This window comes from Hyphobacterium sp. CCMP332 (genome assembly GCA_014323545.1).
Classification (GTDB): domain Bacteria; phylum Bacteroidota; class Bacteroidia; order Cytophagales; family CCMP332; genus CCMP332.
This window is the reverse complement of sequence record CP058647.1, coordinates 1,607,732-1,633,996: the sequence shown is the minus strand read 5'-3', so window position 1 is coordinate 1,633,996 and position 26,265 is coordinate 1,607,732. Positions and strand designations below refer to the sequence as shown.

At 38.9% G+C, this 26,265-nt stretch carries 18 protein-coding genes and 2 tRNA genes; 7 read left to right on the top strand and 13 right to left on the bottom strand.

What is annotated here, in order from left to right:
* The first annotated feature begins 51 nt into the window (after positions 1 to 51).
* Entirely contained in the window at positions 52 to 972 is a 921-nt protein-coding gene (locus HZR84_07195; protein QNL21730.1) for a hypothetical protein, read from the top strand.
* A 46-nt stretch (positions 973 to 1,018) separates the two neighbouring features.
* Here HZR84_07195 and HZR84_07190 read toward each other — a convergent pair whose 3' ends face one another.
* On the bottom strand, positions 1,019 to 1,675 hold the full coding sequence (locus HZR84_07190; GenBank protein QNL21729.1) for a CPBP family intramembrane metalloprotease: 657 nt from the start codon (positions 1,673 to 1,675) through the stop codon (positions 1,019 to 1,021).
* A gap of 113 nt (positions 1,676 to 1,788) precedes the next feature.
* Here HZR84_07190 and HZR84_07185 point away from each other — a divergent pair.
* The 4 genes from HZR84_07185 (at position 1,789) to HZR84_07170 (ending at position 4,391) form a co-directional block, all read left to right on the top strand.
* A tRNA-Gly gene (locus tag HZR84_07185) sits at positions 1,789 to 1,861 on the top strand.
* A gap of 90 nt (positions 1,862 to 1,951) precedes the next feature.
* Positions 1,952 to 2,036, top strand: a tRNA-Leu gene (locus tag HZR84_07180).
* 598 nt (positions 2,037 to 2,634) lie between these two features.
* On the top strand, positions 2,635 to 3,738 hold the full coding sequence (locus HZR84_07175; protein ID QNL21728.1) for an endonuclease: 1,104 nt from the start codon (positions 2,635 to 2,637) through the stop codon (positions 3,736 to 3,738).
* A 62-nt stretch (positions 3,739 to 3,800) separates the two neighbouring features.
* The gene (locus tag HZR84_07170) at positions 3,801 to 4,391 is read left to right on the top strand and encodes an SHOCT domain-containing protein (protein QNL21727.1); all 591 of its coding nucleotides are present in this window, start codon (positions 3,801 to 3,803) and stop codon (positions 4,389 to 4,391) included.
* Between the two features lie 8 nt (positions 4,392 to 4,399).
* Here the strand turns inward: HZR84_07170 and HZR84_07165 are convergent, their stop codons facing one another.
* Genes HZR84_07165 through HZR84_07130 form a run of 8 tightly spaced genes read right to left on the bottom strand, consistent with a single transcriptional unit; the run spans position 4,400 to position 13,237 of the window.
* A complete protein-coding gene (locus HZR84_07165) occupies positions 4,400 to 5,047 on the bottom strand; it encodes a hypothetical protein (GenBank protein ID QNL21726.1) in 648 nt (215 codons plus the stop codon).
* Positions 5,004 to 6,347 (bottom strand): DUF2029 domain-containing protein, encoded by a 1,344-nt coding sequence (locus HZR84_07160; GenBank protein ID QNL21725.1) that lies wholly within the window; start codon positions 6,345 to 6,347, stop codon positions 5,004 to 5,006. Before HZR84_07160 ends, HZR84_07165 begins: the two co-directional genes overlap by 44 nt.
* Positions 6,331 to 7,809, bottom strand: coding sequence for a glycosyltransferase (locus tag HZR84_07155; GenBank protein ID QNL21724.1), 1,479 nt, complete (start codon positions 7,807 to 7,809; stop codon positions 6,331 to 6,333). Before HZR84_07155 ends, HZR84_07160 begins: the two co-directional genes overlap by 17 nt.
* A gap of 2 nt (positions 7,810 to 7,811) precedes the next feature.
* The gene (locus HZR84_07150) at positions 7,812 to 8,492 is read right to left on the bottom strand and encodes a glycosyltransferase family 2 protein (protein ID QNL21723.1); all 681 of its coding nucleotides are present in this window, start codon (positions 8,490 to 8,492) and stop codon (positions 7,812 to 7,814) included.
* A 55-nt stretch (positions 8,493 to 8,547) separates the two neighbouring features.
* Positions 8,548 to 9,726, bottom strand: coding sequence for a hypothetical protein (locus HZR84_07145; protein ID QNL21722.1), 1,179 nt, complete (start codon positions 9,724 to 9,726; stop codon positions 8,548 to 8,550).
* Positions 9,723 to 10,340, bottom strand: a complete 618-nt coding sequence (locus HZR84_07140) for an ATP-binding cassette domain-containing protein (GenBank protein QNL21721.1) — start codon at positions 10,338 to 10,340, stop codon at positions 9,723 to 9,725. Before HZR84_07140 ends, HZR84_07145 begins: the two co-directional genes overlap by 4 nt.
* Positions 10,340 to 11,851, bottom strand: a complete 1,512-nt coding sequence (locus HZR84_07135) for a DUF4836 family protein (GenBank protein ID QNL21720.1) — start codon at positions 11,849 to 11,851, stop codon at positions 10,340 to 10,342. Before HZR84_07135 ends, HZR84_07140 begins: the two co-directional genes overlap by 1 nt.
* A 57-nt stretch (positions 11,852 to 11,908) precedes the next feature.
* Positions 11,909 to 13,237, bottom strand: coding sequence for an NAD(P)/FAD-dependent oxidoreductase (locus tag HZR84_07130; protein ID QNL21719.1), 1,329 nt, complete (start codon positions 13,235 to 13,237; stop codon positions 11,909 to 11,911).
* A 116-nt stretch (positions 13,238 to 13,353) separates the two neighbouring features.
* Here HZR84_07130 and aspS point away from each other — a divergent pair, with 116 nt between their 5' ends.
* Positions 13,354 to 15,111: an aspartate--tRNA ligase gene (gene aspS / locus HZR84_07125; GenBank protein QNL21718.1), complete on the top strand. Its 1,758-nt coding sequence runs from the start codon at positions 13,354 to 13,356 to the stop codon at positions 15,109 to 15,111.
* Here aspS and HZR84_07120 read toward each other — a convergent pair.
* From HZR84_07120 to htpG, 3 genes are all read right to left on the bottom strand, one after another.
* Positions 15,108 to 15,521, bottom strand: coding sequence for a PIN domain-containing protein (locus HZR84_07120; protein ID QNL21717.1), 414 nt, complete (start codon positions 15,519 to 15,521; stop codon positions 15,108 to 15,110). The two genes, aspS and HZR84_07120, sit on opposite strands and share 4 nt — an antisense overlap.
* Positions 15,518 to 15,766 (bottom strand): hypothetical protein, encoded by a 249-nt coding sequence (locus HZR84_07115; protein QNL21716.1) that lies wholly within the window; start codon positions 15,764 to 15,766, stop codon positions 15,518 to 15,520. The genes HZR84_07120 and HZR84_07115 overlap by 4 nt, the downstream gene beginning before the upstream one ends.
* 154 nt (positions 15,767 to 15,920) lie before the next feature.
* Positions 15,921 to 17,816, bottom strand: a complete 1,896-nt coding sequence (htpG, locus tag HZR84_07110) for a molecular chaperone HtpG (protein ID QNL21715.1) — start codon at positions 17,814 to 17,816, stop codon at positions 15,921 to 15,923.
* Positions 17,817 to 17,976: 160 nt separating this feature from the next.
* Here htpG and HZR84_07105 point away from each other — a divergent pair, with 160 nt between their 5' ends.
* The gene (locus tag HZR84_07105; GenBank protein ID QNL21714.1) at positions 17,977 to 18,891 is read left to right on the top strand and encodes a universal stress protein; all 915 of its coding nucleotides are present in this window, start codon (positions 17,977 to 17,979) and stop codon (positions 18,889 to 18,891) included.
* Between the two features lies 1 nt (position 18,892).
* Here HZR84_07105 and HZR84_07100 read toward each other — a convergent pair whose 3' ends face one another.
* Positions 18,893 to 26,209 (bottom strand): PKD domain-containing protein, encoded by a 7,317-nt coding sequence (locus tag HZR84_07100; GenBank protein QNL21713.1) that lies wholly within the window; start codon positions 26,207 to 26,209, stop codon positions 18,893 to 18,895.
* Positions 26,210 to 26,265: the final 56 nt, after the last annotated feature.

Below are 26,265 nucleotides of genomic sequence, written 5' to 3'. Positions count from 1 at the left end.
AAATCTATTTAATATTATTGTGCGCTTCTTACTTCATTTAAAATCTTAATTATGAAATTCCTATTAGCCTTTGTTTGTTTAGTCATTGCTGTAAGTCAATCTTTGGCCCAAATTCAAGTCAACTACAATTGGGGTTCATCCAAAGAAGCGGTTAAAGAAGCAAAATCGGATCTTCTCATTTCAGAAAGCGATGGACTTTTAAAATATAAAACCAAAATCAATGACAAGGGGGCGGTACAAGAGTATTATTTTGATCAGGATAAATTGATTAAAGTTCAATACACGCTAATAAATTCCAAAGAGGATTTAGTATCTGTTTGGGAGACATTTAAGCAAGTCGAATCATCTATTAACACAAATTATAAAACCAAAAGTGAAGATATAGGGAAACGAAAACTTATCGATGAGGATACTAAAGCTGAAATGAAGAAAATTGCAAGAGGCTCATCAAGGCATGATATTAAATGGCAGGATAGCCTGACAAAAACAGAATTAGTGGTCTTTAGCTTTGCAATGAACCCACGAACGATTATTAATATACTTCCTCAAAAAATACCGGAACGAACTTCAGCGTCCTCAATTAGCTCATCATCAGAGACAAAAGAAAAACAAAGCCCGACTACAAAAAATGAGAAAATTACAATAAAAAGAAGTTTTGGTAAATCCTATTATTATCAGGGACAAAAACTAAACCATAGGGACTTATACAATTTGACATTGAATGTGCCTGAATCCTATACCATGATGTACAATTCAAAAAGAGATGAAACAATAGCTTCGGTAATAGGAGCCATTGGAGGTGCCATGTTCGGCTATAATTTTGCACAGGCATTTTTACAAAGTGCGGCAGACTATGAGCCTACAGTAGGCCTGATCGGATTAGGACTTATCGGGGTAAGTGTTTCTTTTGACATTGGGGGAGACAAAAAAAGATACAAAGGAGTTAGAATTTACAATTCGAAAGTCAATTAGATAATATCAGCAAAAGGATTTTTCTATTAATGCGATATATCCTTCCTTAATAAAAAAAATTACTGACGGTTTTCTCCAAATCCAGATAAATTATAGTAATTCCAACTGTATTGTTGAATCCGTGAATAAAGACGGAATACCACAAAACTTTATTGGAATGGACATAGACCACGCCCAGAATTACGGAAATAAGGCCTGTTGCAATTACGCCCGGGTAGCCCTGGTACATATGCGCTAAACCTAAAACAGTCGAAGTAATCAAGATTGCCAAAATATTTCCGAGCTTTCTATTATTAAAAAGCTGACTGATCCTATCGAGTAAAAAGCCACGGAACAAAACTTCTTCCAGAAAACCACCAACCAACCAACCAATGGCAAGCAATAACATATATTTAAAAGGATCACCTTTTATACTATCAAGATTGCTAAGATCAAGCTTAAAACCCAAGGACTTTTCAATAACAGGTTCGACAATACTTTGAAATCCCAATTCCAATATAATCCCAAAAACCAGAGTAATTAATATCAGACTGACCCAGTTTTTTGGCCTGTTAAAACCAACAGATTCAAATTTTTTACGGCGGTCGCCAATTAGCAGGTAGGCAAAGAGGGCTATAAAAGCAAAAAGAACCCCCAATCCCGGAAGTGCCAGTGTGATGATCAAAGAAAATAATACGATCGCAAGCTCTGTGGGATTTATCATTTTCATAAGTGATCAATTTAGTTATTAATTTTTTAAACATAAATATTGATAATATTGGGCAATTACATAGTTTTGCATTCCTGTTTTACACAAAAGGTGTAAAATTAATTATTGCGAGAGTAGCTCAGCTGGTAGAGCACGACCTTGCCAAGGTCGGGGTCGCGAGTTCGAACCTCGTCTCTCGCTCAAAAAAAGTGAGCTTAATGTTCACTTTTTTTATTTCTTCAAACTGATAAATTTGACAAGCCGCGCTTGTCGAAGCTTCAGCGAAGACAAGCTCGGGTGGTGGAATTGGTAGACACGCAGGACTTAAAATCCTGTGGCCGTTAAGGCCGTGCGGGTTCAAGTCCCGCCCCGAGTACTTTTAAAGAGTGAGAATGAGAATTAAAAAGAATTCCGTTTTCACTTTTTTTATTTAAAGAGATTGTAGATGGAACCTGTCCCGATTGCAATCGAGGTTGACAAGCACGTCCCATTGGGATAGCCGTTAAGGCCGTGCGGGTTCCCTGCCTACCGGATCCTGGATTTGTTCCGGGAGTAGGTGGGAAGTCTAGCTTGCCGATCGAAGCCTTGGCGAAGATGGGCCCCGAGTACAAAAACCTTCTTAGTTAGTTCTAGGGAGGTTTCTTTATTTACAGAAAATGTAAGTGTTATTAGTCCCGCTTGCCATTCGAAGTTTTGGCGCCTTGCCTGGCCGAAGCGGATTCCAAATACCGCCGAAGGTTTAAATTGGCTCGGCGCGAAGGCAAGGTAGAATGGCACCGGGTACAACAACCTTCTCTGAAAAGCCAGAGGAGTGTTTTTTGTAGATATTTAATTACAAATAATTTCATGCTTAATCAGCCGCTGCACTTCTAATAAGCCGTTAATTTCATCTTTTTCTACATTCTACTGTATAAATACCTAATATCATTGTGTGAAACACTATTTTTGTTGTGTGAAAATTAATTTCGCAACATTTGAAAAAAAGGCAAACTAATTTCATTTCATTAAAAAGGACATTTCTGATTGTTCTTATGTTGCTTCCTTTCTTGTACGCACAGGCTCAGGATTCGGTCTATTATCAAAGTGCATTTAATTCCTCGGGCGATACTTTGAAATCGAGATTATACAATATTATAAAAGGCCATACAGAATATACCTATACTTCTTCCGGTACTGATGTCTGGGACATCCTTAAAGAAACCGATCGCGACCCCAACGATTCCAATAATGTCATTCTTATTTATTCTAACCGCAGTGTCAATGCGGCACAGGAGTACAATAGCGGAGCGGGTTGGAGCAGGGAACATGTATGGGCGAAAAGCCGTGGTGATTTTGGCACTTCCAAGGGTGCGGGTACCGATGTGCACCATTTAAGACCTTGCGATGTAAGCGTCAATTCCACAAGAAACAACAGAAATTTTGACAATTGCATTAGCTGTATAGATGTTATTGACAATGGATTCAATACCGGTTCGAAAACCGATGCCAATCTTTATATTTTTGAACCACCGGTAAATGTTAAAGGCGATATTGCCAGGATGATTTTTTACATGGCCCTGCGCTACGAAGGCGATGGTTCGGAACCCGATCTCGAATTGACCAATACCTTACAAAGCAATACTTCCAAAACCCCGCTTCACGCCACATTAAACACTTTATTGGCATGGAATCGCGAGGATACGGTAGATGGATTTGAGCGCAACAGAAACCAGGTTATTTACAGTTACCAGGGTAATAAAAATCCCTTTATCGATTATCCCGAATTGGCAGAATATCTATTTGGTGATAGTTTAGGTCTGGTTTGGAAACCAGAAATTGTGGCCGGAATTCCTGAAATTAATTCCAATGATTTTACTGTTTATCCCAATCCATCGCAAATGGGTATTTTCAATGTGAAGTCGAGCAGAAGAGCAGATGTACTAAAGGTATTCAATGAATTGGGTGTGGAAATATATTCTGCACTTCCCAATTCAAAATCGATAAACATAGATCTGAGTAATACCACCGCCGGTATTTATATTCTGGAGATGAATTTTTCTGGAGTCAAAATCAGAAGAAAGCTAATTCGAATCTTTTAGGTAGAATCTCAAGGGAAATTAAAAAAATCCTTTGAATTTTTCTTTCTTTAAAAATTTCATCGATGAGATTTTTTATTGCCATTTTATGTCTTGGAGTCTTCAGCTCTTGTGCCACTATGTTTGGGGGCAGCAATTATGTTGCACACGTTAATATCAAAGATCATCGCGATGCGGAGATTGTACACAATGGGCGCACCTATGGCTATGGTTATACTTCTATATTAGTCTCAAGAAAATATGCGGATAGATTTGCATTTTCAGCTAAAAAAGAAGGCTGTCAGTCGCAGGAGTATCATTTTAATTCAAAGATATTTCGCGGTTGGTCCTTGCTAGGATCCATAATTTTCTGGACCGGTATTGCACCTCCGGGCATTCCCTTACCCTATGGGGTGGTTTTAGATGGAGCTACCGGAGCCTGGTGGAAACCCAATGTAGCCGAACGCGGCATTAGGAAAGGGGATTATAAAAACTATTATTATACCGTGAGCTATGATGGCTGCCCCGATCCTGTTAAATCAACTGAAGAGGTGATATCCGATGAGGAATTAATTAAATTTCAAAAATTGCGAGAATTAAAAGGCCTATTAGATCAAGGGGTGATTTCAAAAGATGAATTCGATACCCAAAAGAGGAGAATACTCGAGAAATATTAATTGAATCCTTAAATCACAGCGTAAAACACCTTCCAAAGCAGGCCAATCCCAAAAATAAATACCATCACTATTGGCCATGAAACTTTAGAGCTTCTGTTCAAAATTTTTGCAAGAAATAGTGTCATTAACCATAAATAAACAAGCAATCCGGGGTTCAGGGATTTTGCCAGCATGGGGAGCGTATTTATACGATCTTCCACGGGCCAAAAAACCGCCATTGAGAAATGGTGGAAATGATCCAATTCAAATTGGCTATAGTTTCTATTTATGAATCCAAACCACAGAATTTTAAGTAATTGAGCAATAAAAAATGATGGATAAGCGAGTACGGTAATTTTTACCGAAGCTTTGAAATCGATTTTGTAGCCGAAGGTGAATGTTCCGATCCAAAGCATTAACCCAGCAAAAAAAACCTGAATAAATATATTCAATGGAACAATCAGATAGCCGCCGACTTCCTGTAGCCGTAAAAGCCAGTATAAAATTCCTGTTTCCCCGGCATCTTCAAGGAGATCAAAAAAATCGGCCCTAAAACCGATAATGTCTTCCTGAATAAAAATCAAAGCCACCTGTACTATGCAAAGCGCCAGAAAGATGACCCTGCCATCCTGCTCAAGGTAGGAATTTAGCCAATTTTTCTTTGAAGGTTCTTTCATATTTTAATTCCAATATCAGAAAGGTAAAGACCAGGATATATTCAATACTCAATAATAAAAAGTTTTCCTGCCAGGCGACCTGACTGTAGGCATAATAGGATAGAATCGAAGTAAATGACCAAAGTATGACGAATCGATAATTGGTAAATACACTTAATAGGAGTAGTAAACAAAGATACCATGGGTGAACGGTGGTACTCAGAAAGAGAAAAAAACTAAAACTAAAAAGCATTTCTTTTGGCAAATCAGCGATGGCTTGATGTCTTCTTTTTATTGCTAAAAACAGGATAAACAGAAACGTAATAAAAGCTAGCAAAGGGCCAATCACTTGAACGAGATCATAACCTTTCCACAAATACCCAAAATAGCGAAGGATATAAAAAACAGAGGCATTAAACTCGAACTTTTGAAAATATAAATCGATGCTTTGGAAGAGATTCTGCATCAAATCAAGATTCATTAAGGGGAGGAAGCTGAGCAAGACAAAGCTCAGAGTTAAGCCGTAATACCGGAACAGCACATTAAATTTTAGTTTGCCAAAAAACAAAGGCAGAAACATCAAAGGCCAGAGTTTAGTTGATATGGACAAGGCCATAAAAAATGCCGAAAGAAGTATTCTATTTTTTAAAAACATTAAAAATGAAAGCAAGAGAAAGGCGATCAACCAGGCTTCAAAATGAAGATTGCCGCTCAATTCAACTATGACCAATGGATTCAAAGCATAAATGGCGAAATGTTTTTCCGGCAGTTTTAAATGATCCAGAATTTTTAAAATCGCAAAAAAAGAAATGATTTCTGCAAATAGTATGGATGCCCTGATCATAATTATAGAAACCCACAAGTTGTCAACAGAGAAGGCTGTTGATAAGTAAAAAATTACTTGTGAGAAAGGCGGGTAAATGCTAAAATACTGTTTGGAATTGAGTTGCTCGTAGAGGTTTTGATCAATTCCATCGATGTGGATATCATTGTTAATAATGTGCTCGGGCAAATATATATAAGGATTTATGCCGGCATGCCATAATCTACCATCCCAAATATAGCGGTACACATCATCGGAAAGCGCCGGTTCTGAAAATAAAAAAAGCAGCCTTAAAGTAATGGCAGAAATTATCAGCCAATTCAATTTTAACTTTTGCCGATTTATCAGTTGCCAGCTGTAAATGACAAATAGCAGGCTAAAAGCAAAAAGCAGATTTGCAAATTCTGTTCTGTCCAGGAAATAGCCAATATAAATGTAAATCGGAATGGCGAATGCCAGCGATGCAATAATTTTTAGCTGTTTATTTCCCAAAGACATTGGAGTGTCTTATAGTATAAAAGACGATCAATCCAAAACCTAAAACCAACATAAAGTGATAAAAGATTAAAGCGTAGTCTTCTAAAGCGATGCCTAAATAAATACCAAAAACAAAATAGGCAGCCAGTAAGATCTCAATAATATTTAGAAAGGAAAAACCGGAGCTAACATATACATTTTCTCTTTCTTTGGCTTTTAGCCCTACAATGTCAAATTTTGGCGTTCTGACAAATGGTGTTTTTATTCCCAGAAAACCTTCAATTGCAGCGATCGAATTGTGAAGCGACAGACCCATCATAACCGAGAGAAACAGCGGGAAATTTTTGAAAAACATCTTGAATTTTGATTTTCTGCTTTTGTATTCATGCGCCATGGTTTCCCAATATAAAAATGCCAGAATTACTAAACTGACCAAAAAGAAAGAGGCAAAATGGAAATAGTATTTATAAGCAGGGTCCTGGTGTTTTATCCAAAGCATGGGAACACTTAAAATGGCAGAAACCAATACACAGATAAATATGGTGCTGTTTAGCAAATGAAAAATAGAATGGGTCTTGTGCAATTTGCCTATATCCGCAGACCAGACTTTAGGTAAGAGCTTTTTAGCCGTTTCAGCTGCACCTTTTGTCCAGCGAAATTGCTGTGATTTAAAAGAGGTGATCTCAACAGGCAGCTCTGCCGGGGATTCCACATCTTCCAAATACTTAAATTTCCATCCTTTGAGCTGAGCGCGATAGCTCAGGTCGAGGTCTTCGGTCAGTGTATCCGATTTCCAGTCACCAGCGTCGATAATGCAATTTTTTCGCCAGATTCCGGCCGTTCCGTTGAAGTTTATAAAATAATCAGCTTCATTTCTTCCTCTTTGTTCTACGGTAAAATGGGCATTCAATCCAAAGGCCTGAAGACGGGTCAGCAAAGAATACTCTTTATTGAGATGCCCCCACTTGGTTTGAACCATGCCAATATTTTCGTCTTGAAAATAAGGCAATGTGGTTTTGAAAAAAGAAGGATGAGGTAAAAAATCGGCATCGAAAAGGGCTATGAATTCACCTTTGGCGAATGTTAATCCTTCTTTTAGCGCTCCGGCTTTGTAACCTTTTCTGTCAGTGCGGTGATGGTAGGTTATGTTAAAACCTTCTTTTTCCAGCGAAAGCACTTTTTGAAATAGTATCGTTCTGGTTTCATCGGTGGAATCATCAAGAACCTGAATTTCCCATTTGTCTTTTGGGTATTCAAGTTTTGATATGCAATCCAATAATCGGCGGGCAACGTATTTTTCATTAAATACGGGCAACTGAACCGTGACAAAGGGCAGTTTTCCCTCTAGATGCATCCAGGGGGAAGCCATAATTTTGGTTTTCCTTGACTTTCTGTATTTAAAGATCAATTGCAATTGCACCAAACTGTAAACAAATATTACGGTAAGGCAAAGCGTATAAATAATGATAATACTTAAATGCAATCTTATCTGTATTTAAAAATTGTGTAAATAATTTTATAGCCTGCCATCAATGTACCTTTCAAGGTGCCGGAGACTTTAGAAACACCAATGCGTCTTCTGTAAGTAACCGGGATTTCGCTGCATTTCAAATTTTGTTTTCCTGCTTTTACTTGCATTTCAACAGTCCAGCCCCAATTTCTGTCTTTCATATCAATTTTTTGCAGGGCGTCCCATTTTATTGCTCGAAAAGGACCAAGATCGGTAAATTTTATTCCGTAAATGTATTTCATCAGCAAGGTGGCCAGCCAATTGCCAAAAATCTGCTGTATTGTCATGCTTCCTTTTTCTTTTTTTCCCAGGGCACGGCTTCCAATAACCAGATTGGCACCATTTTTTATTTCATTCAGAAGCAAAGGCATTTCCTCAGGATGATCGGAATAGTCGGCGTCCAGAAACACAATGACATCGGGAATTGACCCTTTTGCTTTTATATATTCCATTCCTTTCAAACATGCGGCACCGTAGCCTTTCTCGGCTTCAAAAAGAACTGTGGCCCCTGCATTTTCAGCGCGGTGAGGAGTTTTATCATTCGAAGCATTATTCACTACAATAATTTCTCTTACCAAGTCTTTTGGAATATCTCCAATTACAAGCCCCACTGAATCCTGCTCATTATAGGCGGGAATAATAACATCAACGATCATTTAATTGTGAATATCTTATTTAATCTACCGGCTGGCTGTCATTCTAATTACAAATTTAGATATAGATAGCTCTGCAAAAGCGCCAAAGAGCAAAATAAATGCTCAAAAATATTAAGGTGTAAACAGAGGATACCAATGCGATTGCAAAAACCGGCAGGGCACCATATTCCAAATTCAAGATACTAAGCGTAAAGGGCTGAAGTATTTTCCAAATCAAAATTCCCAATAAAATACTCAGGACAAAGGCCAAACCGGGAATTGGGATAAGGTATTTAAAAGTTTGCTTTGCTATATATTTTGGATGAAAACCGTTAAAGTATAGGATTTGAATATTTTCTTTTTGTCTTTGGAGCAACCATTTCCAGTGAAGCCAAAAATTTGATACGGAGAGGATAATAAAAACGCAAGCAATCAAAAGCAATCCGGCACTAAGCGGGTAAATTAAAGAGGCGGCTTTCCCCATTCTGAGATTTTCCTCATTTACAATCAATGCTTCGGATATTACATAGTCTTCAAAATCGGATATAAACGCGGGATTGACTTTGAGAACCGCTTTATCACTTCTGCTGCTAGCAGAACCTGTAAAATATGTATTGGCCCAATTTAGAAAGGTTTCGGGCACATAAAGCCCTGAAAATCTATCGCTCAAACCGATTATTTCAGCATTCATTGAAATTCTTTTACCATTGGCAATTAAGCTAATTTCAATCGGGATCATCGATAAATTTTCAATAGAGACCGGAGGAAGCCCTGCAATTGGGGCATACACAAAATTATAGAGCTGTAAAAACTCAGCGGAAATAATGATTGGCACTTCATCTTGTCCTTCTTCCCAATAAAATCTATAAACCGAGCCGTCCATCATGGAATTGGGAATAGACTCAAGGATTATTTCGGAACTGAATTGCTTCTGTTCAAAAAATCCGGCAATGCATTTGAATTTGGCTTTTTTGATAAAACTCAGTTCTGAACAAAAGGCCTGCTCCTTTAAACGTTTGATTTCTTCCTCATTAAAAGAAGAGGTTCTGCCTAAAATTGTATTGCCAATACCAATGGATTTACTCAGGCTGAAATATAAATGGTTTTCTTTTACTAATAATTTCTGTGAGTAGAATTCTGAAAGAAAGGCAAAAATAACAAAGGTAATAATCGTGGAAAGCAATAGGGTCAGCGTACTGAAAATCAGCTTGGATTGGAAGTTAATTTTGGGTAATATGATGGCTCTGATATTCAAAGCATAAGTTTTTGATAGTCAATATATCGTGGGTCATTTTCCAGATCAAAAATGATCAGAGAGGCATTTTTAATTTTCACATCCCTTTCTATTAACTGCAAAGCCTTTTTTTTCAATTCAGCATCCAAATGGCTAAAGGGTTCATCCATTATTAGAAAATTATAGGGCCGGTTTAGGGATTTGATTATGGCAAGTCTTTGTCTTTCACCATAGGATAAATGTCCAACTCTTTGATACAACTTGTCTTCGAGACCGAGTTGATGGAGCCATTCCATGCAATCTTCTGAATCGCCTCTGATATTGAGATTTTCCTCTAAACTAAGATCCTTAAACAAAGCCAGGTTTTGAAATACCAGCGACCAATCCATAAAACGAAATTTTGAAAGTTGATCTGTTCTGACATCTTTTAAAAGTTTTCCTTCGTATTCAATAAGGCCATTGTAATCCTTATTGATTGCGGCAAGCATATTAAAAAAAGAACTTTTCCCCTTGCCTGAAGGCGCACAGATCAAATACTTCTGCTGGTTTTTAAGATTAAAATGGCTATTCCAAATCTGGGAGTTTGGATTTTCTTTAAAAAATAGTGGTTTTAATTCTGAGATGCGGAATCCCATCAGGATTCAATATTGTTCGACAGCTTTTTTAGTGACTTTACTATAATAGTCAGACTATTTTTGTCTTTATTTTTAAAGAGTACATAAGCTTCTCCATCGGAGGTTCCATTTTTAATCGAAGATTGTGCAAAATACATTTCCTCAATTTCATCCGAATCGATGGGCCAGTTTTTCCAATAAGTTTTAAGCTTATCATAACTTTTTGTCGGCATGTTTTTAAGATCCAGATAAAATACGAGGGGATTATCGTCCAGCTTTGAAATAAACTCATTGTTGGGCACGCTATTATCCGAATTATCGAGATTTTCTGCGAGTTTTGTATCCGTGGTAAAAACCAGTCTTCCTTTGCCTTGATGTATGATGTATTGGTTGAATAGTGTATAAAAGCCATTCACCTTTCTAATAAAGCCAATTTCTTCCAGCGAAGTAATGATTTTGTGACAAGTTTCATTGTCTTTGATGCCCAGTGCAATAAAAAAATTTGTTTCCCCTTCATTTTCTAAAAGTACCGAAGCCATATCGCCGCTTAGCATGTCGAGTATTTCTCTGGTATTGGTATTCATCAAATCCAAATAGGTTTGGGAACTGTCGAGCATGCCATCTTCTTTCATTTGATTTCGAATAAGCGGAATATTCAGTCCAAGATTGAAAGAGCCTAATATCTTGTTTTCATCAATGCCCTTGAGAAGTTCCTTATCAATCGTTTCTTTTAAGACAAGCGCGCCATCTCTTTTTTCCTCGCTCTCTTTTTCATTGATGTAATATCTGGTGCGCACATTCATGGCTCCTTTATCGAAATCAATCCAGGCGTTATAAATTCCCTTGGATACTTTTTGCCCGGGAATGATCATGCCTAATGGATTTCTATATTTATTCAGCCTATTGAGATCCATCCAAACGGATATGTCCGCACTTTCTTCCTGTGCTTTTCTAAAGCTTTCATTTTGCAAAGTCATTTGATTGGTTTCGGGAAGTGTGAAGAGCCGAAACAGTTCCGATGTAATTGCAGCTTCATTTTTTATCGATTGATTGATTAAGTAAATGGCTGATTCGTTGTTCCATCCCAATATTGCGCCATCACCTACAATAACATAGGAGACATTTGAAGCGCCTTCACCGGGTTTCTTTATAGCATAGGAAATAGCAAAATCCCGAAACTTATAAGGGTCATTGAGCGGCATGATAAACCCGAGGTAATTATCTGCTTCATTATCGGCCACATGACCAATGATATAGGATTTGTCAAGAAAATCGATTCCCGATTCTTCTATGGGCACGGTCTTCTTTTTGTTTTTGTCCTGCTGCTTTTGTTCCAACATGTTTTCTTCTAAAAGAAGGCTCATATCGAATGCTTTGATGGTCATTTTTCGCACATCTAAAACAGCGACCATTGAAGCATTGCTGGGGATATGTTTTTCGTGATTGATTTTTGTAGAACAGGATGTAATTATTACCAAAACGGTTAAGGTAAGGAAGTTAATCCAGGCTTTCATTGCTGTTCTTAATAACATGGGAAATCTAAATAGCCAATTTTCTATCAATTAAGAAAATGTACTTGAAAAATACTTTTACAATTTTTCCAACTCTGCACTTTTTCCATCCTTGTTTTTATTCGGGACAAATGGCCTGATGATCAATCTCGCACCTCTGTCGTAGGTAAAATAATTCCACATCCAGTTCATCAAAGTCACAAATCTATTTCTGACCGAGTATATGGACATAAGATGAACAAACATCCAAATTAACCATGCAAATGCGCCTTGAAATTTCCAAAATTTAAGATCTACGACGGCTCTGTTCCTTCCAACAGTTGCCATTGACCCGCGATCCAGGTACTTAAATCGTTTGGGGGTTTTTCCGCGTTGAATTTTAGAGAGATTTGAAGCGAGGTTTTTTGCTTGCTGAATAGCTACCGGCGCCTGCTGCGGATGGCCTTCCGGAAAATCTTTGGTTTGCATGATTGAAATATCTCCTATAGCATAGGCATTTTTCAATCCTTTGACATTTGAATAATCATCGACAATGAGTCTGTTCCCTTTACCCAAACTGCTTTCAGGTATTCCTGCAAGTACATTTCCGGTAACACCGGCTGCCCAGATCAGATTTTTGGTTAAAATCTGCTCACCGCTGTCAAATTTAACTTCAATTCCATCGTATTCCTTTACCATTTTGTTAAGCCAAACCTGCACTTCAAATTTGCCCAAATATTTTTTTGCTTTTTCACCCGCTTGTTCAGACATGCCACCCAGCAATCTGTCGGTGCCTTCCACAAGATGTATTTGCATGCTTCTCAAATCGAGTTCCGGAAAATCTCTCGGAAGTACGTGCAGCTTTAATTCGCCCAAAGCTCCAGCTACCTCAACGCCCGTAGGCCCTCCGCCGACGATTACAAAATTCATCAATGCCTGTCTCTGGCTGAGGTCATTGACCAAAACCGCTTTTTCCAGATTTTGTAAAATATTGCTGCGCAAGTCCAGTGCTTGTGGGATTTGCTTTAATGGAAAAGAGTTTTCCTTCAATTTATCGTTCCCAAAATAATTGGTAACAGTACCATGGGCGAAAACTATATAATCGTAGCGGAGTTCTCCGATAGAAGTGTGAATTTCTTTTCTGTCATGGTCGACCTGATCAACGGTTGCCATTCTAAAAAAGACATTTTTTTGTTTTTTAAATAGCTTTCTTATAGGCCCTGCTATAGAATCGGGTTCCAGGCCGGCCGTTGCCACCTGATAAAGCAAAGGTTGAAATGTGTGATAATTATGTCTGTCAAGCAGCACAATTTGAAAATCACTTTTCTTTAAATGTTTTACGAGTTCTATACCGGCAAAACCCCCGCCGATTATTACAAGTCTGGGGAGATTACTTGCCGGGATATTAAATGATAATTCTTTTTTCAAGGCGATTATTAGCTTAATGGTAAATCTAATTAATCTTGTAACAAATAGTGAATTGATTTTAATTATGAAGGGATTCTTCAGATTATGCTCTAATTTTGCGCGGAATTTTTGAGATTATGTATAGAACAAATAATTGTGGCGAGTTAAGAAAAAGTGATGAAGGCAAAAAGGTAATTTTATCGGGTTGGGTTCAAAAAACACGTGATAAAGGTGGAATGATATGGATAGATCTCAGAGATCGCTATGGCATTACGCAGCTAATTTTAGAAGAAGGGAAAACGCCAAAGGCAACCATTGAAACGGCCAGAAAATTAGGGCGGGAATATGTAATTCAGGCGAGAGGAGAAGTTATAGAGCGATTTTCCAAGAATCCCGATTTGAAAACCGGAGATATAGAGCTAAAGGTTGAGTCTTTGAGTATTTTAAATGCGTCAAAAGTACCGCCTTTTACAATTGAAAAGGAAAGCGATGGGGGAGAAGAGTTGAGAATGAAATACCGATATCTCGATTTGCGAAGAGCACCATTGCAAGAGAGTCTGAGATTGCGCCATAAGGTTATGCGCTCCACAAGAAATTACATGGATTCTGAGGAATTTATGGAAATAGAAACCCCGGTATTGATTAAATCTACACCTGAGGGCGCAAGAGATTTCGTAGTACCTTCTAGAGTTCACGAAGGTGAGTTTTATGCCTTGCCGCAATCGCCGCAAACCTTTAAGCAATTGCTGATGGTAAGTGGCTATGATAAGTATTATCAAATCGTAAAGTGTTTCAGGGATGAAGATTTAAGAGCCGATCGCCAACCTGAGTTTACGCAGATAGACTGCGAAATGTCTTTCGTAGAGCAGGAAGATGTTTTAAAGACATTCGAAGGATTGATGAGAGCCATTTTCAAAGACATTAAGAATATTGAGCTTCCTGAATTTAAACGCATGACTTTTGCTGAAGCAATGGAAAAGTACGGTAATGATAAACCCGATCTGCGTTTCGGAATGGAGATTAATAAGCTTAGTGAAGTCGCAAAAGGAAAAGGATTTAAGGTTTTTGATGATGCAGAAGTTGTATTGGCCATTAATGTTGAGGGGGCAGCGGAATACAGTCGAAAGCAATTGGATGCATTAACCGACTGGGTGAAAAGACCTCAAATTGGTGCCGGTGGATTGATCTATGTCAAATGCAATTCAGACGGTACTTTCAAGTCTAGTGTGGATAAATTTTTCGATCAGGATGAATTAAAAAAATGGGCGGAAAAGCTCGGGGCCAAAGCCGGAGATTTAATCCTGGTGCTATCCGGAAAAGAAAAAGCCACAAGATTTGCCATGTCAGAATTAAGATTGGAAATGGGAAATCAATTGGGCTTAAGAGATAAAGATACCTTTGTTCCATTGTGGGTCATAGATTTTCCATTATTGGAATGGGATGAAGACACACAACGCTTTTATGCCATGCATCACCCATTTACATCTCCCAAAAAGGAGGATATATCCTTACTTGAGAAAGAGACCGGAAAAGTAAGAGCCAATGCCTATGATATGGTTATAAATGGTGTAGAATTGGGTGGAGGTTCAATCAGAATTCACGACAGAATCTTGCAAGAAAAGCTGTTTGAAATTCTGGGTTTTAGCGAAGAAGAGGCCAGGTCTCAATTCGGATTCTTAATGGATGCTTTCGAATATGGAGCACCACCACATGGAGGAATTGCCTTTGGTTTCGACAGAATTTGTGCAATGCTCGGCGGTTCGGATTCGATTCGGGATTTCATCGCATTTCCAAAGAATAATGCCGGTAGGGATGTAATGATAAATACCCCGAGTAGCATTAGCAATGAGCAATTGGATGAGCTCCATTTAAAAATTCAGAAAAGTACAAATTAGAAATGTGATTTCAGGAATTTCTCGGGGGTAAATACTTTGATTTCACTGAATTTATAGTCTTTGATATTTCTGGTGATTATGTAATCCACCTTAGATATATTTTTTGCGCTAAAGTGTTGAAGTGAATCTTCAAAATCACTAAAACTTGATTGAATAGATTCCAAAATTACGGACTTATCAGCTGGACTTATTTCAACAATATCCATTAAATTTTGAAGTTGATTCATGATCTTTTTATGATTGAATCTTTTTTTTAGAGTATAATAAATATTACTTATCGCTATTGCTGTAATAAAGATTTGAATCTTGCCTGTTTCACCAAGGCTTAACAACTCTGAGGCATGAGAAGAAAATGGTTCACGATCCAAAAAGACATCCAGAATTACATCTGTATCCACTAAAACCTTCACTTGAGATACTTTTTTTCTAGAGCATTATTGAGCTCTTCCTTGTAATCTATGTCTTCTGCTATTTTGAAAGAACCTTTTAGAGCGCGCACTTTTCGGCTGTATTTGGCAGAGTCTTCCTTTACTTGTGTCACTTTTTCAAGATAGGACTGAACCATAGCAGAAAGACTTTCGCCATTTTCTTTTGCATATTTTTTCGCTTTTTCAATAACGGATTTCTTCAGCGATAAAGTAAGCTTGGTATTCATACCATAAATATACGTACTTATAAATTATTTTATACGTACTGTGTCAATTAAATTTGATAAATTTCATTCGTACGAGAAGGTTTCTAAACCAATAAATAATTAAAAAAAGGCCGACTGAAAGCCGACCTTAATATTGTTATATGAAATATGGAGTTTACTTACTCGCTATCTCAACGCTTCGTTTTACAAATTCACTCAGGTCTTTTCCGCCGAGCAAACCCTGAGAAAGTAAAGCCAAATCCATGGCTTGTTTTGCATAGTTTTTCTGTGTTTTTTCAGTCTTTGCTTTAAGGATTTTCTGAATTAGTTTGTGATTGCCATTGACTTGCACAGAATAGCTATCGGGCATATTGCCCATAAAGGCCATTCCGCCACCACCTCCCATGGCTTGCATGTCCTTCATCCTTCGAATGTATTCCGCCATGGTAATGCTCACTGGCAATTCACCTTCCGGAAGCGATTCCACCGAGACACTGTAATTCTTGTTGGGAACTACTTTAGCGAATATGTCTTTTACTTTGTTCTGCTCATCTTCAGTAAGAACATGATCCAGTTTTTCGTCTTTCTCAATTAGTTTGTCAATGATGTCGGAATCCACTCGCTTAATAGCTGTTTTATCCATTTTCATTTCAATGTGATTGATAAAATGATTATCCAAAGGCCCTCCCATTTGAATCACATCGTAGCCTTTTCGCTTGGCGGATTCAATATAAGTATGCTGCTTATCCAGATCGGAAGCATATAACCATACGACCGTATCGTTTTTGTCTTTCTGACTGCCTTCAATTTTGCTTCGGTATTCATCAAAAGTGTGATATTTATCATCGATGTCTTTTACCAGGGCAAAGTCTTTGGCCTTCTCGTAAAATTTTTCATCGCTGATCATTCCGTATTTTATGAATACATCAATATTGTCGAATTTAGCTTCAAAGGATTTTCTGTCGTTTTTAAAGATCTCTCCAAGCTTATCGGCCACTTTCTTGGTGATATAGTTATTGATCTTTTTGACATTGCTGTCCGACTGCAAGTAGCTCCTTGAAACATTCAAAGGTATATCCGGAGAGTCGATCACCCCATGTAATAATCTCAAATACTCAGGAACGATGTCCCTCACTTCATCGGTGATAAACACCTGACGGCTAAATAATAGAATTTTGTTTCTATCCAGTTCGATGTTATTGCTCACTTTCGGGAAATAGAGAACCCCGGTAAGATTAAAGGGATAATCCACATTTAAATGGATCCAGAATAATGGATCTTCTGAAAATGGATGCAGTTCTTTGTAAAAGGCCAGGTAATCTTCATCTTTTAGTTCACTCGGTGATTTGGTCCAAATAGGCGAAGTGTTATTGATAATATTATCCACCTTTTCGGTCTTGTATTTAGGATTCCCATCCTTGTCTTTTCCATCCTCAACCGAATTTTCCTTTTCACCAAATCTTATCTCGACAGGCAGAAATTTGCAGTATTTATCGAGGATGCCCTGAATTCTAGATTCTTCAAGAAACTCCTCTGAGTCATCGGCGATGTGAAGAACGATTTCTGTGCCCCTTTCTGTTTTCTCTGCCTTAGAGATTTCAAAATCAGTTTCTCCTTCGCATTCCCATTTGGCAGCTTCTGCATCTTTTTGATAAGATTTAGTAATGATGTCGACTTTTTTGGCCACCATAAATGAGGAATAGAAACCCAAACCAAATTTTCCGATTATTTCCTTTGCATCGGCGGCATCCTTAAACTTCTCTACAAATTCAGTTGCTCCCGAAAAAGCGATCTGATTGATGTATTTTTTTATTTCTTCCGCAGTCATACCAATTCCGCGATCAATCACGGTGATGGTCTTTTTCTTTTTATCCACCTTGACATCGATGGTCAGATCACCCAAATCGTCAGTATATTCACCGAGCGATGATAAGCGTTTGATCTTTTGTGTTGCATCTACGGCATTTGAGATTAATTCTCTCAAGAATATTTCATGATCCGAATAGAGGAATTTTTTAATAATCGGAAAGATATTTTCCGTGTGTATTGATATTGTTCCTTTCTCCTGCATAGTTTTTTAATTTAAGATTTGAGAAGACTGATCAAATAGTATTCCAAGATGATTTACGTCATTGTATATGACAAGATGACATAATTAATTAGTGAAAAGGAAAAATCCTTTATATTGAATGATGATTATTTATTATTTGATTTTTATTTAAATTTTCAGAATGGAAATAAAGCAGGTATTGGTAGCACTTGATTTTACTGAAATGGATGAAAATCTTATCCGCTATGCATGCTTTATGGACAAATTATACGATTTCGATAAAGTTTATTTCCTGCATGTAGCCAAAACATTAGAATACCCACAAGAATTACTCGACAAGCATCCTGAATTACTCGCTCCATTGGATGATACCTATAAACACGATATCAAATTGGAATTGGGTAAATGCTGGAAAGGCGATTTGGCTAAGGCAGAATTAAAAGTGGTAGATGGAAATCCCGAAGAACAGGTATTGAAATGGGCCAAAATCAAAGAAGTGGATTTGATTTTATTGGGAAGAAAGGTTGTGATGAAGGGTTCGGGATTGGTGCCGGGGAAAGTGGCCAGAGCGGCCCCCTGTTCAATAATGCTGGTCCCGGAGAAAGTCAATTTTGAAATTAATAAGATACTCTTATCCGTTGATTTTTCGCGTCATTCGCATTTAGTGGCAGAGCAATGTCTTCATCTTGCCGAAGCGAGTAAAAACACCAAACTCGTTTTCTTTCATGTTTACCATGTGCCCATGGGTTATTCCAAAATCGGCAAAACCTTTGAAGAATTTGCTGAAATAATGAAGGGCCATGCCAAAAGAGACATGAATGAATTTATTAGTAAACTGGATCTTGAAGGACACGATTATGAATTTAAATATGTGTGCAGTCACGATAAAGATGTGTTGGATGAAATTGTCGAGTATTCTGTGAAAAACGATGTTGATGTTCTTGCCGTAGGATCCAAAGGAAGAACAAATGCCGCGTCCTTCTTATTGGGAAGTCTGGCCGAAAAACTCGTTAATCGAAATGCTAAAATTCCATTTTTGATTGTAAAACAAAAAGGCTCCAATATGGGATTTCTTGAAGCCATTTTCCGTCTCTAGACTATTTTACTTTTTCAACTTTTATTGTTTTTCGAGAATCCTTATTACTGATATTTAATAAATAAGTTCCCGTTCCCAAACCCTGCAAGTCGATTCGTCCGCTGTTTTCACCTTTCTCAAGATTCAGTTCAAAACTTTTAACGATTACAGACCGGATATCTAACAGGTCAAATCTAAATAGACCGGCTTTTTCCAAATTGATCTTGTAATTCAATGTGGATTCGAAGGGGTTAGGGAAGAATTGAAAATTTTCATCGAATAGCGAAGAATTCAGATTTGTAATAATTGTTAAAAGCTCACAATACTGATCCGAACAGCCATTGTTATTGACAGTGAGACAGACATTGTAATTTCCACTGGAAGCATAGGTATGTATGGGATTTTGGCTCGTAGAAGTATTTCCATCATCAAAATTCCATAACCAGTCATTGGCATTGAGAGAGCTGTCGGAGAAATTTCCTGTTTGACCCGATACAGTATAGCCAAAATTAGCCAATGGGCTCAGTCTTACTTCAATATTTTCAAAAGCCTGTGCCACGCATAAATTCGCATCTGTATACATATAGGTAATCTGATGTGTTCCAACACCGGCAATAGAAGGGTTAAAATTACCATTTGTAACACCGTTTCCGGAATAAAGCCCACCGGCCGGAAAACCACCGCTCAGCGCAAAAGGCAAATCATTTTCGCAAACAGAATTAAAACTATCCAGTGTTACGAGCGGACTGGAATAAACAATGATAGTATCATAATCAATTCCGGTACAGCCGGCAGCATTGGTAAATGAATAGCTGATTACAAAGGATCCGATGCCACTAATCGCTGGGTCAAATAAAGAGCCATTAACGCCTGTTCCTGAAAATACGCCTCCTGTGGGCGTTGCACTCAATTGCAGTGCAGAAGCATTCTCACAAATATCGGGTACTGGGCTGATTGAGACTGCAGGACTGCTAAGCACGTTTATTCCAAGCGAAATGGTATCTGAACAATTGTTCGTATTACTGTAAGTATAATGTACCGTATGATTTCCGATGCCTGCTATTTGAGGATCAAACTGATTTCCTGAAATTCCAACTCCAAAATAGGTTCCACCGCTCGGGTTAGCCCCGCTTAAAGTAATGGCACTATCGTTTATGCAAAGATCCTGAACCGGGCTATGTGTGATTGATGGTGCTGCATTGACCTGAATACTTGCTGTAGCAGTATCTGAACAGGAATTAGCATTTGTTAAAATATAAGAAAGCGTATGCAGTCCTATGCCTGCCTGATTAGGATTAAAAGTATTACCGCTTACACCAGGGCCACTGTACACACCACCGCCAGGACTTCCGCCATTTAATACCAAAAGACCTTCGTTTTCACAAATTGCATTGCTCAAACTTAAAGCAGCCTGGGGTGCCGAATTAACTGTGATTGATTTTGTTTCTGAATTCGAGCAACCGTTAATATCTGTGAAATTGTATGTAATATTAAATACACCTGTGCCTGACAGGGAAGGGTCAAACTGGCCATTATTGACGCCTGTACCAGAGTAAATTCCACCCAAAGGATTTCCTCCTGATAGTAATAGAGCTGATTCATTTTCACAAATGTCCTGGAAATTTTGAAGTGTTACCGTTGGCAGCGCATTGACCTGAACATTTACCATAATAGAATCAGTACATCCATTATTATCGGTGAATGAATAATAGATCGGGTGATTGCCAACACCGCTCAGCTGTGGATCAAAACTATTCGAGCTGACTCCAACACCACTATAGACGCCGCCGGAAGGCGTTCCTCCACTCAAGGCAAACGAAACTGCATCCGAGCAAACATCCGCGATGGCACTATGGATTAGATTTGGTTTAGCATAAACATTAAAATTCAGACTGGCCGTGTCGGAGCAACCGTTTATATCCTGAAAAGCGTATTGAACTAAGTGTGTGCCGGTTCCTGCTGATGTAGGGCTAAATGTTGATCCGCTCACACCATTTCCGAGATACGTACCGCCGGCCGGCTGTCCGCCACTCAGATTTATGGTAGGATCACCTTCACAAAAATTTGTACTTGCATTAAAAGTTACATTTGGTTTTGCTGTAATATTTATATTCTGACTAGCAGAATTAGTACAACCCGAAGCATCGGTATAATTATAAGTTATCGAAATGACTCCACTACCGGCTATGGCCGGGTCCAGTATCCCGTTATTTACTCCCGGGCCGGAATAAAGACCTCCCAACGGAGAGCCACCGGATAAAACAATTGGATTATCGCTTTCGCAAAGATTCGGTATTCCGGAAAGACTGACTGTTGGCAGTGCGTTGACACTTATCGAAAATTGTACACTGTCAAAGCATCCATTAACATCTGTATAGGAATAGGTTATACCAAATATGCCAACTCCAGATACCTGGGGATCAAAATTATTGCCTGTGATTGCCGGACCTGAATAAATACCTCCCGATGGTGAAGCTCCACTTAGAACAAGCACACCTTCATCTTCGCATAAATCCTGAACACTGTTATGTGAAACATTTGGTTTGGCATGCACGCTGAAATTCAAACTGACTGTATCTGAGCAGCCATTGGAATTTTGATAGGCATAGCTCACTAAATGATTACCGATACCCGCAGAAACAGGATCAAATTGAGTTCCACTAACTCCATTTCCCAAGTATTGGCCACCCGTTGGACTTCCTCCGCTCAAACTTGCAACCGGATCGCCTTCACAGAAATCCGTATTTTCAATAAAGCTAACAGAGGGTTTGGAATTTACAGTAATGCTTTGAACATCAGAATTTGAACAACCAAAATTATCGGTATAGGAATAATTGATATTAAAAGTACCGCTGCCAGATACGGAAGGATCAAAAATGCCATTGCTTACACCAGGTCCGCTAAAGATACCACCTGTGGGATTTCCACCTGATAATGTGATTTGAGGATCATTTTCGCAAAGCGCGCTAAAGGAATTCAATGTCACATTTGGCAGAGCTTTTACTTCAATACTGATGGTGTCGGAATTTGAACAACCACTTGCATCCGTATAATCATAATAAACATCATGGAAACCTACACCTGCGCTTTGTGGATCAAATACACCACTTGCACTTGCCGCTCCGCTAAAAAGACCACCCGAAGGATTTGCACTTAAAATGGTAGAGTTTTCGTCAACACAATAAGGTCCAGCATTGGAAATCTGAACCTGGGGATTAGGATTGACTTTTGCAATTACAGGTATTCTTTGCGATTCACATCCGGCGTATTTTGTATAGTGAATTATACCGTTAAAGGCCCTTGGACTGAAAATTTGGTTAAATATTCCCCCCATTCCTTTGCCCATGGTAATAGCGAAATCATCGTTCATTAAAGTGCTGTCTGAACTTAAATTGGTATATTGAATACCACCCTGATTGGTGTGTACAAGTATGCCATAAGTTTGCTCCTGATTAATTACCAATCCACCGACATCCACATAAGTGGGAATATCCTGGCCTGCCGGTAAAACTGTATCTACGCCAAGTAATGTCCAGGCCGCCGGATTGGTTTCAAAACCCTCATAAGATCCTATTTTGTAATAAACGGCCACTTCTTTTTGGACAGTCCCGGTCAGATTTACGCTAAATCCATCAATATGAATATTTTTAGCGGAAAAAACATCAAATAGATTTCCACTGGAACCATTGTTGGAATTGAACCAGGTGGTTTGTGTTAAACCCATTTCTTCATTGCTCGCTGCAACATAATAGGTTTCGGAATTAGTCAGCAAGGGCGTGGTATAGGTATTTCCGGTATTGAATAGAGTATCATTTGCTAAATCCGTATACCAGTTAAATGAATTAGCAGTTCCGAGTACTGCCAGATTCATAATGCCGGAATCGCATACAGAATCAGCAATTGCTGTCGGCGAATTTGGCAATACACAAATATCGTTGGAGGGCAGGACTTCAATTTGATAATCTTCGGTTTCACCCCAGGTATATTGTGTACAAGGACTCATGTTTGGTGAATTGTAAGAGCAGCGAACCCGCATTCCATAAAATCCTGTATTCACATTCATGGCGATATCTACAAGAAATGAATCGGTTTCAAATGCTGAAGAAGATTGAAATTCTCCAATTTTTTCACCGGGGTCCGTGTAATCGCCATTATTATTCCAATCGATCCATGCTGCGTAATAATCTGTGAAATAGGATCCACTGGTAATTTTTAAATAAACCGAATCTAATTTATTGACCTGGCAACTGATACTGCCGTAATCGTTAAAATCCGGACCGGTGGTACTACCTGTCCCCGTATTAGACATTGTTCCAAACTCTACACCGTCAATAAAATCTCCATCGCTTGTACCAACCGTGAAGGTAGGTGTGCAGGCTACTGCAGAAGTAATCACAACCGTATAATCTTCCGTTTCGCCCCATGTGTAATCTGTGCAAGGGTCCATATTAACACCGTTATAGACACATCGCACGCGCATGGTTGTGGTGTCGAGTTGGGCAGTCAATGGAACAGTGAACGGAATATTTAAACTTTCAAACGGAACCGTGCTTTGAACTTCTCCCAATTTTTCACCGGGATCATCAAAGTCATTGTCCTGATTGAAATCAATCCAAACGGCATAATGATCGGTGAAATAACTACCTGAAGTGATGCTAAGCGTCTGATTAGAATTGCGAGCGATATCAGTACTTAAATTGGTGTAATCCGTGTAAGAGGGCCCTGTACTCGACCCGGTATTTTGATTATTGATGGTTCCAAGCACTACTCCATCTATATAATCACCATCCGAAGTACCCGTTATCGGATCAGGTGTGCAATAATTTGTAATGGTAATAAAACCGGATTTGGAAATTGAATCAGATCCGTTGGCATTTGTCACCAATAAACTTACGTCGTATGTACCTGCAGCTGCATAACTTACAACAGGATTTTGTAAGCCTGAACTCGAAGGTGTTCCCCCCGGAAAAGACCAGGTCCATGAATTGGGAGATCCCAAGGAATTATCAAGAAAGCTTATTGGTGAGCTTACGATTGCGGTACTTGTGTTTGAAGTAAAATCAGCAACCGGAGCCTGATTCCCATTGTTTCCGGAGTAAATATCCGATTCCCACAGGCCTCTTCCATAGGTAGCGGCCCTGATTTTACCAACAGAGCTTACAATTTCCAATTCTAAAACCCTTACTCTGGGCAAATCAGTCAAAAAAGGTATCCAGGAACTTAATAGATCATCTTTGTAATAAATACCCGATTGCATTCCCACATAAATCCCATTTTCTGCGGTGGCGTCCAATAAAATACAGTTGGCGCCAACATTGGGTAAATTCAAAGTCAGATTGGTCCAGTTATTTCCTCCATCGTTAGAAATATAAATTTTGTTTCCACCACTCACTGCAACAGCTACTCTCTGTGGATTATTTGGATCAACCGAGATATAATTTATAAATCCCGACCATGGTTCCGTAATATTTGACCAATTACTTCCTCCGTCGGTGGTTCGGTACAGCTGATCCGTATAAGACATATAGATTGTATTTGCATCAGAAGGAGCAAGACACAATTCATCCATATTGCCCGAGCCAATTGTTCCGGGCGAAATAGCATTCCAATTACTTGCAGGGCCAGAACCGGAGGTATTTTTATAAAGCCGATCAAATCCTACATAAATGGTCGTTGAAACAGCAGGGTCAATTTCAAAAGGTGTAACCCAGGAGCCGTTGCCAACCCCTGTAGGTTTTGCAATTCCTGATCTTGAATTTCCCTGATTGGTGCTTTTGTACATGCTGCCGTACTGGGAAGTACCATAAAGAATATTTGCATTGCTGTGATCGACAAAGGTCTCCATACCATCGGCTCCGAGCCAATCCACCCAATCTCTGGAGACTCCACGCATTACACTGGTTCCATTATCCTGGGAGCCGCCACTGACTACATTAGGATCGAGCTGAGAGCAACCTATTCTGTAAAACTGCCGGATTCCAAGTCCGGAGGTCAAATCGGTGAAGTTTGAACCGTTATCATTGCTGTTATAAATGCCACCATCTGATCCAACAAAAAGCGTATTACCTACATAATCCAATACTTCCACATCGGCATGGACATAGCCCAAAGAATTGGGAAGAAACCATTCGGTCAAAGGCGTATAATTATCACCACCATCGCTTGATCTGAATAAAATAATACCTGCAATAATAATTTCTTCGGCATTCGTATTTGACACGGTGATTGCCATATCTCTACCGGCCTGACCTCTGGTATCCGTACCGTTTGAGCTATAACCCAGATAATTGTTGGTACTTCCATCGTATTGCTCGCGAATAGTAAAATTCAAACCGCTGTCTGTAGATCGGTAAACTCTACCAAATATGCTTCCCGATTTTTGAATTAGATAGACATAATTTGGGTTGGCAGGACTAACGTCCATTTTCATTCTTTCAGAAGCCGTAATTCCACTGGTGATTGTCGTCCAATTTAATCCGCCGTCTGTTGATCTTTGAAAATCATTACCACAAGCATATACCGTATTTGGATCACCGGGTTTGAAACGCAGATCTTCTGCATTGACGGAACTCACCTGTGTCCAGGTATTGCCGCCGTTGGTTGATCGGTAAACCGCCCCGCTAAAAGTACTCGTTCGGGCAGCAAATACGATGTTATTATTTGTTGGATGAATTAAAATATCCCTGATAGTACCTCCAATTGAACCTGTTTGATTCCAGGTTTGTCCCCCGTCCGTGGTTTTTAAAATGCCGCCTCCTGCGGTCCCCATATAGACAATATTGGAATTGGTTGGGTCTATTTCAACAGACCAGATATCCATCACCGGAAAGCTATCGGTTAGCACCTGCCAGGTATTTCCGCCATCAGTGGTTTTCCAAAGCCCTCCTGTCGGAGAGCCCACGTATATTAAATTTTGATTATTTTCATCTACATCGATGCAGACGATGCGACCTACTCCGGGATTCCAACCGCTCGTTCGTTGCCAATCGTAAGGCCCGAGTGAGGTCCAATTGCCCGTTAGTGATTTATTGGGACCTTTCTTTTGATGTGACAGACTGTTTTGATAATTTCTTAAAAACAGATCTTGTTCCTGCCATACCTGTTCCGGTTTTATTATAAAGCCCTGATCATCGATTTCTTTTTGATGAATGTATTCCCAGCGTTTATAATGTTTATAACCCGAACCACGGCCTTTGTCGCGATTGGCAAAGTATTTTTCGGCTGATCGCTGCACTTCATAGAAGTTGACATTCTCCTTTTGCATGAGCTCGAGATACTCTTGCGAATAGGAATTAGATGTAATTATGGCAAGTATTAGTAGCAGTATTATTTTTCTCATAGCTCAATCCAATCTTAATTATATACCATTATAAAGCTAAAGGTAATTTATTGCAT